This window comes from Bradyrhizobium sp. SZCCHNRI3043 (assembly GCF_032377735.1).
Lineage (GTDB): Bacteria > Pseudomonadota > Alphaproteobacteria > Rhizobiales > Xanthobacteraceae > Bradyrhizobium.
In genome coordinates, this window is record NZ_JAUHID010000016.1 from 26652 (window position 1) to 44048 (window position 17397).

Genomic DNA, 17397 nt, shown 5'->3' on the forward strand with positions numbered 1-17397 from the left:
GGTTCAGCTTTACGATTGATGTTTGCAGGGCGTGATCCGCTGCCGATCAGGCGGATCACGTGCCGGCGAGAAACTCCATCCAGATCGGCTTGTCGCCGAGGGTGGCGATGAAGGCGCGATGCGCCTCTCGCTCCGCATCCGTGACACGTGGCAGAAGCGGCTGCTCGCGCTGACGGCGCGGCGTATCGCCGGCCCCCCCGATGCGGATCTCCTGGCTGTCCTGGGTCAGGATCAGCTGCGACTGCCGCGCCCCGACCAGATCGACATAGACCTCCGCCAGCAGTTCGGCGTCGAGCAACGCGCCGTGCTTGGTGCGGCGTGAGTTGTCGATCGCATAGCGTGAGCAGAGGTCGTCGAGGCGGTTCGACACGCCAGGATGCTTGCGACGTGCGAGCAGCAGCGTATCGACCAGACGATCCCTGGGAATGGCCGCGCGCTTGATCCGGTCGAGCTCGGCATTGATGAAGCCGATGTCGAACGAGGCGTTGTGGATCACCAGCGGGGCATCGCCGATGAATTCCAGGAACTCCTCCACGATCTCGTGAAACAGCGGCTTGTCCGCCAGGAACTCGCTCGACAGTCCGTGAACCGCGAACGCCTCCGCCGGCATGTCGCGTTCAGGATTGATGTAGCGGTGGTAGACTTGGCCGGTGGGCATGCGGTTGATGATCTCGACACAGCCGATCTCGACCAGGCGGTCGCCGCGCAGGGCGTCGAGGCCGGTGGTTTCGGTGTCGAGAACGATCTCACGCATCTGATCTGATCCGTCGAATTCCGCGCCGCCGGCGTTCGCGAATCAGCCCCGGCGCTGCGGCATTCTAACGACCTCCGCCAGGATGTCGCGGATGCGTGCCCGCACCGGATCGAGCCCGTGCGAGGTATCCACGACGAAATCGGCGCGCTTGCGCTTCTCGGCATCCGGCATCTGCCGTGCGAGCAGCGCATCGAGCGCTTCTTCCGTCATCGTGCCGCGCGCCAGGATGCGTTGGCGCTGGATCTCGGGCGACGTCGACACCACCACCACGGCATCGACGCGCTTGTCGCCGCCGGTCTCGAACAGCAAGGGGACATCGACGACCGCAACCGGCACGCCGGACTGCTCGGCGTCATCGAGAAACTTCTGGTGGTAGGAGCGCAGCATCGGATGCACGATCGCTTCGAGCCTGCGGATCGCGGCGGGATCGCCGACGACCTTGGCCGAGAGCCTGGCCCGATCCACCTTGCCGTTCACCGTGGTCCCAGGAAATTCGGCTTCGATCGCCGGCGCGGCTTCGCCTTCATAGACCTTATGAACGGTCGCGTCGGCGTCGTAGACCGGCACACCGGCTTCCGCGAACAGCTTTGCTGTCGTCGACTTGCCCATGCCCATCGAGCCGGTCAGACCCAGCACTCTCATCTGCGGTCACTCCCCCTTACGCGTGGCTGCGGTCGGCATCAGATCCTGAGCAGCTTCGCTTCGCGAAAATAGGCGAGCAGCGGCAACAGCGGCAGGCCGAGTATGGTGAAGTGATCGCCGTCGATCCGGTCGAACAGGTGCACACCGAGCCCTTCCAGCTGATAGGCGCCGACGCTGGATGTGACGGCTTCGCCGGCGACATCGAGATAGGCTGCGATCTCGGTTTCGGTGAGGGCGCGCATCGTCATCCAGGCAATTGCGACGTGCGAGAACAGCACCTCACCGTTGCGGACCACGGCAATGGCCGAGTGCAGCGCATGGGTGCGCCCGCCCAGCGCCAACAGTTGCTGCATGGCATGCTGGCGGCCGGCTGGCTTGTTGAACATGCGCTCACCCAATGCGAGCGTCTGATCCGCGCCCACCACATATGAATTGGGCCTGCTTGCCGAGACCGCAGCGGCCTTTGCGTTGGCAAGGTGTAACGCGATCTCGTAGGGCGCCACCAGGCCGGCTTCGGCCTGCACCGCGCGTTCGTCGATATCGGCCGGAAGGGCCTCGCACGCGAGGCCTGCGTTCGCGAGCAGCATCCGCCGCGCGCGGCTTTGCGATGCCAGAATGAGAGGCTCGTCACTGCACCAGATGGACATTGATCAGCTCACTAGTCCGGAAGCCGCTGCCGCTGCCGGTCGGTATAGAGTTTCAGGATCGCGGCGGCCGTCTCCTCGATCGAGCGCCGCGTCACGTCGAGCATGACCCAGTTGAACTTCGCACTCAGCTTGCGTGCATAGGCGACCTCGTCCGTCACCGACTGCTTGTCGACATAATTCTCATTGCCGGATTCCGCACCCATGCTGAGCAGGCGATTCTGCCGCACCTGGATCAGCCGCTCCGGGGTCGCATGCAGGCTGACGACCAGCGGCTTCTTCAATGTCTCGAGCTGATGCGGGATCGGAATGCCCGGGACCAGCGGCACGTTGGCGGTGCGCACGCCGCGGTTGGCGAGATAGATCGAGGTCGGAGTCTTCGACGTCCGGCTGACGCCCACCAGCACCACTTCGGCGTCTTCGAGGCCGTCGACCATCTGCCCGTCATCGTGGAGCATCGTGTAGTTCAGCGCATCGATGCGGGCGAAATATTCGGCATTGAGCACATGCTGCGCACCGACGCGGCCGGCGGTCGATGCGCCGAGATAGGCCTCAAACAGCTGCATCACCGGACCGATGATCGACAGGCTCGGGATGTTGATCTGCTGGCACTTGCCTTCGAGCCGGCTGACCAGGTCCTTCTCGAGCAGGGTGAACAGCACGATGCCGGGGGCTTCCTCGATCTCGTCGAGCACACGGTCGAGCTGCTTCTGGCTGCGAACCAGCGGGTACACGTGCTCGACGGGGGTCACGTTGGTGTACTGCGCGGCGACCGCTCGCGCGACCGTGATCAAGGTTTCGCCCGTCGAATCGGAAACCAGATGCAGGTGAAAGTAATTGCCGGTGGTGGGCATCAAATCCTTAACGATCTGTGAATCCCTGTGAAGGATGGGACCAAAAAGCGGCCTCGGACCGCTCCCTTTGTATAACCCCGATAGTTCTGCACATGGTCGCCGTCCGGGACGGCGCCAGGCAGCAGCGCGATGATATCGGGACGAGGTCGGTTTGTCTCTGGATAAGCTGTCGAAGGATTTCGGCAAGCGTTTGAATCACATTGAACTCTGCGGCGATCCGGCGCGTGCAGCTCACATGTTGAGGGATGTGAACAAGCTGCGGGCACACTGCGGATGACATTGCATGAGTCCAATCCACCGCTACCTAGACTCAAACCTTAAGATTCTAAAATTATTTGGTTTGGAGGGGACTGAGCGAGCGGATATGTCTCGGCACGCAAGCTGATCACCAGCCGAGAGGATCACGCGTCTCCGATGTATGAGTGGATCAAGGCCCTGCACGTCATCGCCGTCATCGCGTGGATGGCCGGCATGCTGTATCTGCCGCGGCTGTTCGTCTATCATTGCGACGCCGAGATCGGCTCGAAGCAGTCCGAGACGTTCAAGGTCATGGAGCGGCGCCTGCTCAAGGCGATCATCAATCCGGCGATGACCGTGACGTGGCTTGCCGGGCTCTATCTGGTCTGGGCCGGCCACTGGTATACCAGTGGTTGGTTTCATGCCAAATTTCTGCTGGTGCTGATCATGTCCGGAGTCCACGGACTGTTTACCCGCTGGGTCAGGGAATTCGGCGCCGACAAGAACACCCGCAGCCAGAAATTCTACCGCTACATCAATGAGGTACCAACGGTACTAATGATAGGCATCGTGATTCTCGTGATCGTCAAGCCGTTCTGACCGTTTCCCTCGGAATACCGCTGCGCTGCAGACGCCTTGCAGACGCCGGCGCGATTTTCTATATTGTAGATATCCCACCCCACGCAGGCGGATGTGGTTGCGTTCCGGCTTGACCGGCCGCCGCATCAGGTCTGGTGCCTCATCGGCGCCAACCTTGCTCAGACCTGCGGACCTCATTTTCGTCCGCCTTCCCACAGCCACCTCGCATCCCTCCCAAGTCGCTTCCACAGGACCACCCCAATGCGGGAAATCAAACTACAGGACCTCAAGTCAAAGACGCCGGCCGAGCTCGTCTCCTTCGCGGAGGAAAACGGGGTCGAGAACGCCAGCACGATGCGCAAGCAGGAGCTGATGTTCGCCATCCTCAAACAGCTTGCGATCCAGGAAATCGACATCATCGGCGAGGGCGTCGTCGAGGTGCTCTCCGATGGCTTCGGCTTCCTCCGGTCGCCCGATGCCAACTACCTGCCGGGTCCCGATGACATCTACGTCTCGCCCTCGCAGATCCGCCGCTTCGGGCTGCGCACCGGTGACACCATCGAGGGCCACATCCGCAGCCCGAAAGAGGGCGAGCGTTATTTCGCGCTGCTCAAGGTCAACACGCTGAACTTCGAGGATCCCGAGAAGTCCAAGCACAAGGTCAATTTCGACAATCTCACGCCGCTGTTTCCGGACGAGCGCTTCCGGCTCGAGCTTGAGGATCCGACCCGCAAGGATCTGTCGCCACGCGTGATCGACATCGTCGCGCCAATCGGCAAGGGCCAGCGCGCGCTGATCGTCGCGCCGCCGCGCACCGGCAAGACGGTGCTGATGCAGAACATCGCGCACTCGATCACGGCCAATCATCCCGAGTGCTACCTGATCGTGCTGCTGATCGACGAGCGTCCGGAAGAAGTCACGGACATGCAGCGCTCGGTGAAGGGCGAGGTCGTGTCCTCGACCTTCGACGAGCCGGCGGCGCGTCACGTCCAGGTCGCGGAGATGGTGATCGAGAAGGCCAAGCGCCTGGTCGAGCACGGCCGCGACGTCGTCATTCTGCTGGATTCGATCACCCGCCTCGGCCGCGCCTACAACACGGTCGTGCCGTCCTCCGGCAAGGTGCTGACCGGCGGTGTCGACGCCAACGCGTTGCAGCGGCCGAAGCGCTTCTTCGGTGCCGCGCGCAACATCGAGGAAGGCGGCTCGTTGACCATCATCGCGACCGCTCTGGTCGACACCGGCAGCCGCATGGATGAGGTCATCTTCGAGGAATTCAAGGGCACCGGCAACTCCGAGCTCATCCTCGACCGCAAGGTCGCGGACAAGCGGACCTTCCCGGCGATCGACATCGCCCGCTCCGGCACCCGCAAGGAAGAGCTCATCACCGAGCCGCAGAACCTCAAGAAGATGTACGTGCTCCGCCGCATCCTCAATCCGATGGGCACGATGGACGCGATCGACTTCCTGCTCGACAAGCTCCGCAGCACCAAGAGCAATGCCGAGTTCTTCGAATCCATGAACACCTGATCGGCCCACGGTCTTGATTTGGAAAGGGCGCTCTTTGGAGCGCCCTTTTTGTTTGACTTGTTTGTCGCTGCGCCCGGCGAGAAGTCCTCGATGCTTATCCGCCCGCCATGGTTTGCCGGCGTAAAGCATGCCGCTGCAAACCGATTGTCTTTCGCTGCCGGTGAGCCCAACTGAGGATCATGCATCCTCACGACCAGACCATCTTCGCGCTGTCCTCCGGACGCCTGCCGAGTGCGATTGCGATCGTCAGACTCTCCGGGCCTCACGCCGGCATCGCCCTTCAGATGCTTGCGGGGAAACTGCCGCTGCCGAGGATGGCGACGCGCGCCTTGCTGCGGGATGGCAATGGCGAACCAATCGACGATGCCGTCGTGCTGTGGTTTCCCGGCCCAGCCAGCGCCACCGGCGAAGATGTTGCCGAGCTGCATGTCCATGGTAGCCGTGCCGTCGTTGCGACAATGTTCTCGGTGCTGTCGACGATGCCGCAGATGCGCCCTGCCGAACCGGGCGAGTTCACGCGGCGCGCGTTCGAGAATGGCAAGATCGATCTGACCGAAGCCGAGGGGCTCGACGATCTCATTCATGCTGACACGGATCGCCAGCGGCGCCAGGCGTTGCGGCAGTTGAAGGGCCTGCTGGGCGACAAGGCGCGGAGCTGGCGTGAGCAGATCATCGAAGCGGCGGCGCTGATCGAGGCCGGGATCGATTTCGCCGATGAAGGCGACGTGCCAACCGAGCTGATGGCGCCGGCGCTATCGCGGATTGAACAGCTCCTGGCGGAGATCGAGGCCGTGTTGTCGGCGCAGGGCCGGGCCGAGCGGCTGCGCGATGGCCTGACGGTCGTCATCGCCGGACCTCCAAACGCAGGCAAGTCGACCTTGATGAACCAGCTGGCCCGACGTGAGGTGGCGATCGTTTCGCCTCATGCCGGCACCACGCGCGACGTCATCGAGATCCAGCTTGATCTCCAAGGCTATCCCGTCACGGTGATCGATACCGCGGGGATCCGGGAGACGGACGACCCCGTGGAGCAGGAGGGGGTGCGCCGAGCCCGGGATCGGGCTGCGCAGGCCGATCTCGTGCTGTGGCTGTCCGAGGATGGTCAGCCGGAGGCAGAGCGTCGAAGCGGGGTGCCTGTCTGGCTGGTCCGGAACAAGATCGATCTGCCGAGACCGCAGGAGACAGCCACGGCGATGGTGCAGGGCGATGCTCCGGTCTTTGCGATCTCGGCCAGAACCGGAGCAGGGGTGGCCGGCCTGTTGGAGGCTCTGATAGGCTTTGCCCGTGACTTCTTCGGATCGACCGAGAATGGCCTGATCACCCGGGAGCGGCAACGAGCCCTGCTCAATGAGACCGTGGCGGCGCTTCGTCGGAGCGTTACGGCTGTTGATCTCGGTGAGGAGCTCGCCGCGGAGGAGCTGCGGATCGCCGCACTGGCGCTTGGGCGTCTGTTGGGGCGGGTCGATGTCGAGGATGTGCTGGACGTGATCTTCCGCGAGTTCTGTATCGGAAAGTAGCAGCGTCAAGAACCTCGGCGGACGCAGATATGCTTAATGAAATGTTGCTTGGTTAACTGATCGTCAATCGTTTCACGTGAAACAGGGGTAGAGCCCTCGTTGGACGTTTCACGTGAAACAAGCCCCAGATGCCACCGATGCTGTTTCACGTGAAACATCTCCCTCCCTGCCTGACGGGGTGGCGAATGTTTCACGTGAAACGTCTTCCGAGCGTTATCCGCACGCGCTAGATAAGCCTCATGAGCGAGCATCTGACATCCTACGACGTCATCGTCATCGGTGGCGGCCACGCTGGCTGTGAAGCTGCGGCGGGCGCGGCACGCATGGGTGCCCGAACTGCCCTGATCACGCATCAGTTCGCGACCATCGGCGCCATGTCCTGCAATCCGGCCATAGGTGGGCTGGGGAAGGGACATCTGGTTCGCGAGGTTGATGCTCTCGACGGGCTGATGGGTCGCGTCGCCGATGCCGGCGGTATCCAGTTTCGGGTTCTGAATCGCCGGAAGGGGCCGGCCGTTCGAGGTCCACGCGCCCAGGCCGACCGCAAGCTCTACGCTGCCGCGATGCAGTCGGCGATCCGGGAGACCGCGAACCTCGCCGTCATTGAAGGCGAGGCGGACGAACTGATCGTTGCCGGCGAGCGTGTAGCGGGGTTGCGGCTGGCTGATGGCCGGACCTTCATCTGTGGCGCTGTCGTCATCACGACCGGCACGTTCCTGCGTGGTCTTATCCACCTGGGTGAGAGAACCTGGCCGGCTGGCCGGGTCGGCGAAGCGCCGGCGCTGGGGCTGTCCCGGTCTCTCGAAGCCATCGGATTTCGGCTCGGCCGTCTCAAGACGGGTACACCGCCGCGCCTGGATGGATCCACGATCGACTGGAGCGCGGTCGAGATGCAGCCCGGCGACGATCCGCCGGAGCCGTTCTCCGTCCTGACCGACAGGATCACCACCCCGCAGATCCAGTGCGGGATTACCCGAACGACGATCGCGACCCATGAGGTGATCCGCGCCAACGTCCATCGCTCGCCGATGTACTCCGGCCAGATCAAGTCGACCGGGCCACGCTACTGTCCGTCGGTCGAGGACAAGATCGTCCGCTTCGGTGATCGCGACGGTCACCAGATCTTCCTGGAGCCGGAAGGGCTCGACGACACCACCGTCTACCCGAACGGTATCTCGACCTCGTTGCCCGAGGAGGTCCAGCTCGCGCTGCTGCCGACCATCCCGGGCCTCGAGCGCGTCCGGATGATCCGACCGGGCTATGCGATCGAGTACGACCACGTCGATCCACGCGAGCTGGAGCCAACGCTCCAGACCAAGCGGATGAGGGGCCTGTTCCTGGCGGGTCAGATCAACGGCACGACCGGCTACGAAGAGGCTGCCGCCCAGGGTCTGGTAGCCGGGCTCAATGCGGCGCTCGCGGCGGGCGGCGGCGAGTCGATCGTGTTCGATCGTGCCGACGGCTATCTCGGCGTGATGATCGATGATCTCGTCACGCGAGGGATCACCGAGCCGTATCGGATGTTCACCTCGCGCGCGGAGTATCGGCTAACCCTCCGGGCGGACAATGCGGACCAGCGACTGACCGACAAGGGCATCGCGCTCGGCTGTGTCGGCAATGATCGCGCGCGTTTCCATCGAACCAAGATGGATGCGTTGGAGGCTGCCCGTTCGATGGCGAGGTCGCTGACGATCACGCCCAGCGAGGCGGCGAAGCATGGCCTCACGCTCAACAAGGATGGCCAGCGCCGCTCGGCCTTCGATCTGATGGCCTATCCGGAGATCGGCTTCTCCGAGGTGGGAGCGATCTGGCCGGAGCTCGGTGCGATCGATCCCGCCATCGCCGTCCATCTGGAGATCGATGCCAAATATGATGTCTATGTCCGCCGCCAGAGCGAGGACGTGGATGCCTTCCGGCGCGATGAGGGCTTGGTGCTCGGTGGGGTCGATTATGCGCTCGTCCCGGGTCTTTCGAATGAGGCGCGGGCGAAGCTGACGGCCGCCAAGCCGTGGACGATCGGACAGGCGGGCCGGATCGATGGCATGACGCCGGCGGCGCTCGGGATCCTTGCGGCCTATCTCCGTCGGGAAGCGCGTCGCAGCAAGGCCACCGGCTGAGGCGTTTCACGTGAAACAGGCATCGCCAGCGGTGGCATCCAAGATGATCGAATCGGACAAGGCGGCAGCGCTCGCGCTGACTCCCGTTTCACGTGAAACGGAGCAACGCCTCGATCGCTATGTCGCATTGCTGCTGGAATGGCAGGCGAAGACCAATCTGGTCGCGCCGTCGACCTTGCCCCATCTCTGGACGCGCCACATCGCCGACTCGTTGCAGCTTCTCGATCTCGCGCCCGACGCCAGGATCTGGATTGATCTGGGCAGCGGCGGCGGCTTTCCCGGCGTCGTGCTTGCTTGCGCTTTGGCCGATCGGCCGGGTGCACAGATTCACCTGGTCGAGCGCAACGCCAAGAAGGCAGCGTTCCTGCGCGAAGCAATTCGCGTCACCGGCGCTCCGGGGATCGTGCATTTGTCAGAGATCGGGGATATCGTGGAGAAGTGGAGCGGGCGAGTCGATTGCGTGACCGCACGCGCGCTGGCTCCGCTACATCAGCTCATCGGCTTTGCGGAGCCCTTGGTGAAAAAAGGCGCGAAAGCGCTGTTTCTCAAGGGTCAAGATGTAGAAGCGGAATTGACCGAATCTACTAAGTATTGGAAAATTGAGTCGAAACTTCACTCCAGCCGGACGGGCGGGCAGGGCTGGATCGTCGCAATCGATTGCATCGAGCGACAGAGCTGAATTCCGTCAAGACGACAACCAATGGCGATCGCGCATGGCCGTAATTGATCAGATTTATCAAGAAGATAGAGCCCAACACCCGGAGGGGCATCCGCGCATCCTGGCGCTCGCCAATCAGAAGGGCGGGGTCGGCAAGACCACGACCGCGATCAACCTCGGCACGGCGCTGGCAGCGATCGGCGAGCGGGTGCTGATCGTCGACCTCGATCCGCAGGGCAACGCCTCGACCGGGCTCGGCATCGACCGCGGCAGCCGCAACTGCTCGACCTATGACGTGCTGATCGGCGAGGCCTCGCTGCGCGACGCCATCGTTGCGACGGCCGTGCCGCGGCTGCACATCGCCTCCTCGACGATGGACTTGTCGGGTCTTGAGCTCGAGCTCGGCTCCACCGCCAACCGCGCCTTCCGTCTGCGCGATGCGATCGCCGGCCTCAACAACAACGTCTCGCCGGAGAACGACTACACCTACGTGCTGGTCGATTGTCCGCCGTCGCTGAACCTGCTGACGGTCAATGCAATGGCCGCGTCCGACGCGATCCTGGTGCCGCTGCAGTGCGAGTTCTTCGCGCTCGAAGGTCTGTCGCAGCTGCTGCAGACCGTGGAGCAGGTGCGCTCGACCCTGAACCCGAACCTCTCGATCCACGGCATCGTGCTGACGATGTTCGACTCGCGCAACAACCTGTCGAACCAGGTCGTCGCCGACGTCCGCCAGTTCATGGGATCGAAGGTCTACAACACGATGATCCCGCGCAACGTGCGCATCTCGGAAGCGCCGTCCTACGGCAAGCCGGTGCTGGTCTACGACTTGAAGTGCGTCGGCAGCGAGGCCTATCTCAAGCTCGCGACCGAAGTCATTCAGCGCGAGCGTGACCTGCGCACGAACTGACTTTGCCTCTGCTCCGGGGGACCTCGTCGTCCGGATCTCATTCGAGGACGGCAGCGGATTCCGAAATGAATCCGTTCCCTCGTTCATTGTGCCGACGGGACCGATCGGCAGCAGACGCAAGCGGAGCGTGACGTGAATCCAAAGGAGAAGGCGATGGCCGACGAGTCGCGATCGCGATTGGGCCGGGGTCTCGCGAGTCTGATCGGTGACGTCGGGCGCGAGGCGGGGGCGCCGCCGGAGCGGCCGCGCAACCAGCGCAAGGTGCCCATCGAGTTTCTGAAGCCCAACCCGCGCAATCCGCGCAAGACGTTTTCCGACGGCGAGCTCGCCGAGCTCTCGGCCTCGATCAAGCAGCATGGCGTGATCCAGCCGATCGTGGTGCGTCCGGTGAAGGGCCAGCACGACCGCTACGAGATCATCGCCGGCGAGCGGCGCTGGCGCGCCTCGCAGGCCGCCGGCCTGCACGAGGTGCCGATCGTTCCGGTCGATGTCAGCGACAGCGATGCGCTGGAGCTCGCGATCATCGAGAACGTGCAGCGCGAGGACCTCAATCCGATGGAGGAGGCGCAGGGCTATCACGCGCTCGCCAACGAGTTCAAACGCAACCAGGAAGACATCGCCAAGATCGTCGGCAAGAGCCGCAGCCACGTCGCCAACATGATGCGGCTGACCAAGCTGCCGGCCGAGGTGCAGGGCTTCATCGCGACGGGACAGATCTCGGCCGGTCATGCGCGTGCGCTGATCAACCTGCCGGATCCGATGTCGGCGGCGAAGAAGATCATCGCGGAAGGATTGAACGTCCGCCAGACCGAGGCGCTCGCGCACGAGGAGGGCGTGCCGGAACGCAAGCCGCAGAAGCCACGCAGCTCTGGGGGCAGTGCGCCGGCGGAGAAGAAGGACGCCGACACCATCGCGCTGGAGAAGCGCGTCGGCGATGCGCTCGGCCTTTCGGTGTCGATCAGCCACCGCGACCCCGGCGGCACGGTGCAGATCACCTACCGCAGCCTCGAGCAGCTCGACGAGGTGATGCGGCGGCTGGAGCAGGGTTAGGCTGTTAGGTCGTAATTGCTGTCCCGTTGTCGAGATACTTTCTACGAACTCCCGTCAGCTTTGTTGTGACGTCCTCACCACATCGTCATGGCCGGGCTTGACCCGGTCATCCATCTTTCGATGGTACTCGCTCCAAGAGGATGGCTGCCCGGGTCAAGCCCGGGCACGACGAGTTACTCATTAGGCGAGGGGTACGACCAGTGCTTCCTGGTCACGGTTGCCTCTGGTGATCTCGAAACTCTCCTCCGTCATTCCGGGGAGTGCGCAGCACGAACCCGGAATCCATCTCTCGGCAGATCGCTTGGCCCGATGGATTCCGGGCTCGCCGCGCTGGCGCGCGTCGCCCCGGAATGACGTCGGAGATTGGAGCAAGGCCTCGGGCCCACTCATCCCTTGCGCCGCGCGTTCACCGCGATCGACAGCAGCGTTCGCTGCGCGATGGCTGCGGCGAGGCCCGGCTGCTTGCGCATGTCGAGGGCGGCGGTGGCGAGCTGGTCGATGATCGGCAGCAGCCGCGCCGGAGAGAAATTACGCAGCGCCGTCTCGGCGCTCGGCTTTCGTGAGAAATGCAGCCGCGGAAAACCGCCTTCGAGAATGGCCGACACGGGCGTGCCGGATGCGACGGCAAGGGCCGACTTGTGCAGCCATGCCGCATGTCGCTGCGCGGCGGAGATGATGACACCGGGATAGGTGCCGGCGATCATGGCCTTGCCGAACTCGGTCTCGACCATTTCGGGCTTGCCGCCGAAGGCGCCGTCGACGATCGGGTCGAGCTTCATCTCCGAGGCGTCGGCGACGACCGCCATCACATGGTCGAGCGTCACCTCGCCCTCGCCATGGGCGAACAAGGTCAGCTTGCGCAGCTCGTTGCGCGAGGCCTGGCGGTCGCCGCCCAGCAGGGCCATCAGCGAGGCGCGAGCGTCGGGCGCGATGCGCAGGGCCGCGATACGCAATTCGTCGTCGATCAGCTTGGCGAGATCGCGCTCGGTGTCCGGGTAGCAGCCGATCGCGACCGCCGTTTTGGCCTTCTCGCAAATCTTGCGCAGTGGCGAATCGGGGCGGATGTCGCCGGCCTCGATGACGATGCGGCAGTCCCGTACATTCATCTCGCTGAGCGTCTCGACGCCGCTGGCGAAATTGCGCGAGCCGGCGCGCACCCGGATGGCCCGCCGGCCGCCGAAGAGCGGCACGGTCATGGCTTCGTCGACGAGGCGCGACGGCTCCGCGGAGAGCTCGTCACCGTCGAGCCTGACCACGGAGAAGGGATCATCGGGGTTGTCGACGGCCGACGCGATAAGGGCCTCGGCGCGCTCACGGACCAGGCCCGTATCCGGGCCGTACAACAGGATCAGCGGCCGGGCGGCGTCCGGTTTGGCCAGGAAGGCATCGATGTCTCGTCCGCGCAGCGCGACCACGGCGATATCAGCCGTGCGTCAGGTGCCGGCGGTGAAATAGGCTGCGAGCCGCGTCTTGATCTTCTCGGCGACTTCCTCGGAGGCGCGATCCTCGGCATCACGGAAGGCGCGCTGGCGGGCGAAGCGCTGGTACGAGCCGGGGATGTCGTAGGAGGTACGCGCGAAGGTCGTACCGGTCATGACCGACTTGTTGGTCGCCAGCTCGACCAGATTGTACTGCACGTCGACGCCGACATTCTCGGTGGTCGGCAGACCGGTCGTCTGCGAGACGATCAGCGAGGACCGGCTGGTCTGCAATCGCAGCACCAGCTTGTGGGTCGGGGCCGTGCCGGTCGCGGTGCCGTAGAGCTTGAATGCGAGCGCGTTGCGGATACCGACGCCAATGCGCGCCTCGGGGGAGGCGTTCGGCTTGTCAACCGGCGGCAGCTCGATGCCCATCAGCTTGTCGCGCAGGGCAGGGGTGCCGTCAGCGTGCTCCGCGTACATCGGCTGGAAGCAGCCGGCCGTCAGCCCGGCCAAGGCGGCCACGGCAACGAGGCGTGCAGCGATCCGAAACCTAGCCGACGACATTCACGATCCTCTTGGGAACAATGATCACCTTGCGAACGGCCTTGCCGTCCAGCGCTAGTTTTACTGCATCGAGGGCCAAAACGGCAGACTCAATTTCCGGATTCTGCGCGTTGCTGGCGACTGTGACTTCTCCGCGCTTCTTGCCGTTGACCTGGACGACCAGGGTCATGCTGTCCTCAACCAGCAAATCGCGTTCGATTTGCGGCCAGGAGGCCTCCGAGATCAGGCCAGTCTGGCCCAGCACCTGCCAGCATTCCTCGGCTAGATGCGGCATCATCGGCGAGATCAGCTGCACCAGGATGCCAGCGGCCTCGCGAATCGCCCAGGCCAGGTCCGGCGCCGGAGTCGCCGGCCGGCCCAGCACCTCGGCCAGCGCGTTGGCGAATTCGCGGATGTGCGCCAGGCAGACGTTGAAATGCAGCCGCTCGATGCCGCCGGTCACCTTGTCGAGAGCGCCATGCGCGGCCTTGCGCAGCGCCAGCGCGTCTGCGCCGAAGTCGGAGGGACGGGAGGAGGGGGCCTCCTGGCTTGCTGCGACCGATTCGTTGACCAGCCGCCACAGCCGCTGGACGAAGCGGGCCGCGCCCTGCACCCGTTCGTCGCTCCAGATCACGTCGCGATCCGGCGGTGAGTCCGACAGCATGAACCAGCGCGCGACGTCGGCGCCGTAGCTCTCGATGATGTCGTCGGGATCGACGGTGTTCTTCTTCGACTTCGACATCTTCTCGATCGGGCCGATCGTGATGTCCTCGCCGGTGGCGGCCAGCACCGCGCGGCGGCCGTTGCCGCCGACCTCGATCTTGACCTCGGCGGGATTGACGTAGGTGCCATCGGCCTTCTGGTAGGTCTCGTGGACCACCATGCCCTGCGTGAACATGCCGGCGAACGGCTCGTCCATGGCGACGTGGCCGGTGGCCTTCATCGCGCGGGTGAAGAATCGGCTGTAGAGCAGATGCAGGATCGCGTGCTCGACGCCGCCGATATACTGATCCACCGGCATCATCCGGTTGGCGACCGCAGGTGTCGTCGGCGAGGTCTCGTTCCACGGATCGGTGAAGCGCGCGAAGTACCAGGACGAATCGACGAAGGTGTCCATCGTGTCGGTTTCGCGGGTCGCCTTGGCCCCGCATGTCGGGCAGGTGACGTGCCTCCAGCTCGGATGGTGGTCGAGTGCGTTGCCGGGCTTGTCGAAGGTGACGTCATCAGGCAGCACGACCGGCAGGTCCTGCGCCGGCACCGGCACGACATCGCATTTGGGGCAGTGGATCACCGGGATCGGGCAGCCCCAATAGCGCTGGCGCGAGATGCCCCAGTCGCGCAGGCGGAAATTGACCTGGCGCTCGCCGACCGGCGCGCCGCCGCGCGGCTCGCTCTCGAGCCGCCTGGCGACCTCGTCCTTGGCCTGCGCGATCGTCATGCCGTTCAGGAAGCGCGAATTGATCAGGCGGCCGTCGCCGTCGAAGGCGGTGTCGGTGATGACGAAGCTCGCTGGGTCCTGGCCCTCGGGGCAGACCACCGGGACATTGCCGAGGCCGTATTTGTTGACGAAGTCGAGGTCGCGCTGGTCATGCGCCGGGCAGCCGAAGATGGCGCCGGTGCCGTACTCCATCAGCACGAAATTGGCGACATAGACCGGCAAGGTCCAGCTCGGATCGAACGGGTGCACGGCGCGGATGCCGGTGTCGAAGCCCTGCTTCTCCGCAGTGTCGATCGCCTCCTGCGCGGTGCCGATCCGCTTGATCTCGGCGATGAACGCGGCGAGCTCCGGGTTCTTCGCCGCCGCGGCCTGGGCCAGCGGGTGGTCGGCCGAGATCGCCATGAACTTGGCGCCGAACAGCGTGTCCGGCCGGGTCGTGAAGATCTTCAATTCGGTCTCGCCGGCCGGCGTCGTCGCCGGATCCAGCGCAAAACGGATCAGCAGGCCTTCCGAGCGGCCGATCCAGTTGCGCTGCATCAGCCGCACCTTGTCGGGCCAGCGGTCGAGACCATCGAGCGCGTCCAGCAGCTCCTGCGAGTACTTCGTGATCTTGAACACCCACTGGTTCATCTCACGCTGTTCGACCACCGCACCGGAGCGCCAGCCGCGACCGTCGATGACCTGCTCGTTGGCGAGCACGGTCATGTCGACCGGATCCCAGTTCACCTTGCGCTTCTCGCGCTCGACCAGCCCCGCCTGCATGAAGTCGAGGAACATCTTCTGCTGGTGCTTGTAGTAGGACGGATCGCAGGTCGCGAACTCGCGCGCCCAGTCGAGCGACAGCCCGATCGAGCGCAGCTGCTTCTTCATCGCCGCGATGTTGTCGTAGGTCCACGCCTTCGGCGCCACCTTGCGCTCGATCGCGGCGTTCTCCGCCGGCAGGCCGAACGCATCCCAGCCCATCGGGTGCAGGACGTTGAAACCCTTGGCGCGCATGAAGCGGGCCAGCACGTCGCCGAGCGTATAATTACGGACGTGGCCGATATGGATGCGTCCCGACGGATAGGGAAACATCTCGAGCACGTAGTATTTCGGGCGCGGATCGTCGTTCTTCGTGGCGAAGATCGCCTTCTCGTCCCACTGGCGCTGCCAGCGCGGCTCGGCTTCACGGGCGTTGTAGCGTTCGGATGTCATGGAATCGCTTATAATTTTCGAGGATTCGCGTCGTTTGAAGACGGCGGACTAGGCCACAAAAGCGGCAGCCCGGTCAATGGGGCGACAGATGATGATACCATTTTGGGCATCTGCTAAGCGACGGTAATCGTGAGTTTTTTTGCGGGCTCTGCCGGCAGTGTCGAAGGTCCGATTGAGGCACGGTTAAGACTTGAATGGGAGACTGAGTGCATACATCCAGGCATCCGCCCGCATCTGGGGTCACTCCACATCGTGTCCGGCGCTACGTTCGACGAGCTTGACTTCGAGTACGCGACGACGGTCGCGGAAAAGGCCATGAAATCCATGGCTCAACAGCGCGTGCCACCGACGCCTAACAACTTCCATCTGTGGTTCAAGTACTCACTGGGCTCGGCGTCGGACCTCAAGCGCGCCGTCGACATCCTGGTCAGCAACAAGCGCAAGTTCGACAAGACCACCAACCAGGCGCTGTTCGACACGTACATCGGCCAGCAGGGTACGGAAGCGGCCGTCGTCCACAAAGTCTCGCAGCAGTTGCATGGCGTGATGGACTCCGCCAAAAATTATCTGACCGCCGCGATCGCCGACAACCGCACGCACATGGCGGCGATCGATGGCGTTGCCGAACGCAGCGAGCAGGGCGTCGATCCGAAGATCCTGATCGAGAACCTGGTCAGCGAGCTCGCCCAGGCGACCGCGCGTGCTGCGAAGCTCGAAGTGAGCTTTGCCGAAAAGTCACGCGAGCTCGACACCATCAGGGACTCGCTCAACAAGTCCGAGCAGCGCGCGCGCACCGACACGCTGACCGGATTGCCGAACCGCCGCGCGCTCGAGGAGTTCTTCCGCCACGCGCAGATCGAGGCGATGGAGCGCGACGAGCCGCTCAGCATTCTCCTGATTGACGTCGACCACTTCAAGAAGTTCAACGACAATTACGGCCATGGCGTCGGCGATCAGGTGCTTCGCCTTGTCGCCAAAGCCTTGCGCGAGCGCGTCCGCGACAACGATCTTCCGGCGCGCTATGGCGGCGAGGAACTGATCGCGGTGCTGCCGCAGACCGACCTCGAAGGTTGCACTGTCATCGCGGAGCGGATCCGACGCACCATCGCCGACTGTCAGTTCACGCGTCGCTCGACCGGCGAGGTGTTGCCGCAGATCACGGTGTCGATCGGCGTCGGCCAGTTCCAGTTCGGCGAATCGATGGCTGATCTCATCGACCGTTGCGACCGCGCGTTGTATCTTGCCAAGAAGCTCGGTCGCAACCGCGTCGTCACCGAGCTCGAGCTCGACCGCAAGCTCGCCGTCGGCTGACTGC

15 protein-coding genes are annotated in these 17397 nt (G+C 64.0%); 8 read left to right on the plus strand and 7 right to left on the minus strand.

What is annotated here, in order from left to right; translation table 11 throughout:
- Nucleotides 1–55 precede the first annotated feature (55 nt).
- The 4 genes from dnaQ to QX124_RS25045 are packed head-to-tail and all read right to left on the minus strand — an operon-like array spanning nt 56 to nt 2894.
- On the minus strand, nt 56–754 hold the full coding sequence (gene dnaQ / locus QX124_RS25030; protein ID WP_315740419.1) for a DNA polymerase III subunit epsilon: 699 nt from the start codon (nt 752–754) through the stop codon (nt 56–58).
- Between the two features lie 42 nt (nt 755–796).
- Nucleotides 797–1396 (minus strand): dephospho-CoA kinase, encoded by a 600-nt coding sequence (gene coaE, locus QX124_RS25035; protein WP_315798577.1) that lies wholly within the window; start codon nt 1394–1396, stop codon nt 797–799.
- A 38-nt stretch (nt 1397–1434) separates the two neighbouring features.
- Nucleotides 1435–2043, minus strand: a complete 609-nt coding sequence (locus QX124_RS25040) for a Maf family protein (protein WP_315740417.1) — start codon at nt 2041–2043, stop codon at nt 1435–1437.
- Between the two features lie 11 nt (nt 2044–2054).
- The gene (locus QX124_RS25045) at nt 2055–2894 is read right to left on the minus strand and encodes a pyruvate, water dikinase regulatory protein (protein WP_315740416.1); all 840 of its coding nucleotides are present in this window, start codon (nt 2892–2894) and stop codon (nt 2055–2057) included.
- Between the two features lie 414 nt (nt 2895–3308).
- Between QX124_RS25045 and hemJ the strand changes: the two genes are divergently transcribed.
- From hemJ to QX124_RS25080, 7 genes are all read left to right on the plus strand, one after another.
- Nucleotides 3309–3731, plus strand: coding sequence for a protoporphyrinogen oxidase HemJ (hemJ, locus tag QX124_RS25050; protein WP_315740415.1), 423 nt, complete (start codon nt 3309–3311; stop codon nt 3729–3731).
- A 240-nt stretch (nt 3732–3971) separates the two neighbouring features.
- Nucleotides 3972–5237 (plus strand): transcription termination factor Rho, encoded by a 1266-nt coding sequence (rho, locus tag QX124_RS25055; protein WP_315740414.1) that lies wholly within the window; start codon nt 3972–3974, stop codon nt 5235–5237.
- Between the two features lie 179 nt (nt 5238–5416).
- Nucleotides 5417–6754: a tRNA uridine-5-carboxymethylaminomethyl(34) synthesis GTPase MnmE gene (gene mnmE, locus QX124_RS25060; protein WP_315798578.1), complete on the plus strand. Its 1338-nt coding sequence runs from the start codon at nt 5417–5419 to the stop codon at nt 6752–6754.
- A gap of 239 nt (nt 6755–6993) precedes the next feature.
- Nucleotides 6994–8871: a tRNA uridine-5-carboxymethylaminomethyl(34) synthesis enzyme MnmG gene (gene mnmG / locus QX124_RS25065; protein ID WP_315798579.1), complete on the plus strand. Its 1878-nt coding sequence runs from the start codon at nt 6994–6996 to the stop codon at nt 8869–8871.
- Nucleotides 8872–8881: 10 nt separating this feature from the next.
- A complete protein-coding gene (rsmG, locus tag QX124_RS25070; RefSeq protein ID WP_409997749.1) occupies nt 8882–9550 on the plus strand; it encodes a 16S rRNA (guanine(527)-N(7))-methyltransferase RsmG in 669 nt (222 codons plus the stop codon).
- 34 nt (nt 9551–9584) lie between these two features.
- Entirely contained in the window at nt 9585–10436 is an 852-nt protein-coding gene (locus QX124_RS25075; protein WP_315798580.1) for a ParA family protein, read from the plus strand.
- A gap of 153 nt (nt 10437–10589) precedes the next feature.
- The gene (locus tag QX124_RS25080; RefSeq protein ID WP_315740410.1) at nt 10590–11486 is read left to right on the plus strand and encodes a ParB/RepB/Spo0J family partition protein; all 897 of its coding nucleotides are present in this window, start codon (nt 10590–10592) and stop codon (nt 11484–11486) included.
- A gap of 386 nt (nt 11487–11872) precedes the next feature.
- Here the strand turns inward: QX124_RS25080 and holA are convergent, their stop codons facing one another.
- Genes holA through leuS form a run of 3 tightly spaced genes read right to left on the minus strand, consistent with a single transcriptional unit; the run spans nt 11873 to nt 16082 of the window.
- On the minus strand, nt 11873–12901 hold the full coding sequence (gene holA, locus QX124_RS25085) for a DNA polymerase III subunit delta (protein ID WP_315740409.1): 1029 nt from the start codon (nt 12899–12901) through the stop codon (nt 11873–11875).
- Nucleotides 12902–12919: 18 nt separating this feature from the next.
- On the minus strand, nt 12920–13471 hold the full coding sequence (gene lptE, locus QX124_RS25090; RefSeq protein ID WP_315740408.1) for an LPS assembly lipoprotein LptE: 552 nt from the start codon (nt 13469–13471) through the stop codon (nt 12920–12922).
- Complete coding sequence (gene leuS, locus QX124_RS25095; RefSeq protein ID WP_315798581.1) at nt 13458–16082, minus strand: leucine--tRNA ligase; 2625 nt, start codon at nt 16080–16082, stop codon at nt 13458–13460. Before leuS ends, lptE begins: the two co-directional genes overlap by 14 nt.
- Nucleotides 16083–16406: 324 nt before the next feature.
- Here leuS and QX124_RS25100 point away from each other — a divergent pair, with 324 nt between their 5' ends.
- The gene (locus QX124_RS25100; RefSeq protein WP_315798625.1) at nt 16407–17393 is read left to right on the plus strand and encodes a GGDEF domain-containing protein; all 987 of its coding nucleotides are present in this window, start codon (nt 16407–16409) and stop codon (nt 17391–17393) included.
- Nucleotides 17394–17397 lie beyond the last annotated feature (4 nt).

Bases quoted from the DNA above. Each gene is read 5' to 3' on its own strand.
- QX124_RS25080 (WP_315740410.1), top strand. From the start codon at position 10,590: ATGGCCGACGAGTCGCGATCGCGATTGGGCCGGGGTCTCGCGAGTCTG.
- rho (WP_315740414.1), top strand. From the start codon at position 3,972: ATGCGGGAAATCAAACTACAGGACCTCAAGTCAAAGACGCCGGCCGAG.
- mnmE (WP_315798578.1), top strand. From the start codon at position 5,417: ATGCATCCTCACGACCAGACCATCTTCGCGCTGTCCTCCGGACGCCTG.
- hemJ (WP_315740415.1), top strand. From the start codon at position 3,309: ATGTATGAGTGGATCAAGGCCCTGCACGTCATCGCCGTCATCGCGTGG.
- dnaQ (WP_315740419.1), bottom strand. From the start codon at position 754: ATGCGTGAGATCGTTCTCGACACCGAAACCACCGGCCTCGACGCCCTG.
- coaE (WP_315798577.1), bottom strand. From the start codon at position 1,396: ATGAGAGTGCTGGGTCTGACCGGCTCGATGGGCATGGGCAAGTCGACG.
- leuS (WP_315798581.1), bottom strand. From the start codon at position 16,082: ATGACATCCGAACGCTACAACGCCCGTGAAGCCGAGCCGCGCTGGCAG.
- mnmG (WP_315798579.1), top strand. From the start codon at position 6,994: ATGAGCGAGCATCTGACATCCTACGACGTCATCGTCATCGGTGGCGGC.
- QX124_RS25045 (WP_315740416.1), bottom strand. From the start codon at position 2,894: ATGCCCACCACCGGCAATTACTTTCACCTGCATCTGGTTTCCGATTCG.
- QX124_RS25075 (WP_315798580.1), top strand. From the start codon at position 9,585: ATGGCCGTAATTGATCAGATTTATCAAGAAGATAGAGCCCAACACCCG.
- QX124_RS25100 (WP_315798625.1), top strand. From the start codon at position 16,407: ATGGCTCAACAGCGCGTGCCACCGACGCCTAACAACTTCCATCTGTGG.
- lptE (WP_315740408.1), bottom strand. From the start codon at position 13,471: ATGTCGTCGGCTAGGTTTCGGATCGCTGCACGCCTCGTTGCCGTGGCC.
- QX124_RS25040 (WP_315740417.1), bottom strand. From the start codon at position 2,043: ATGTCCATCTGGTGCAGTGACGAGCCTCTCATTCTGGCATCGCAAAGC.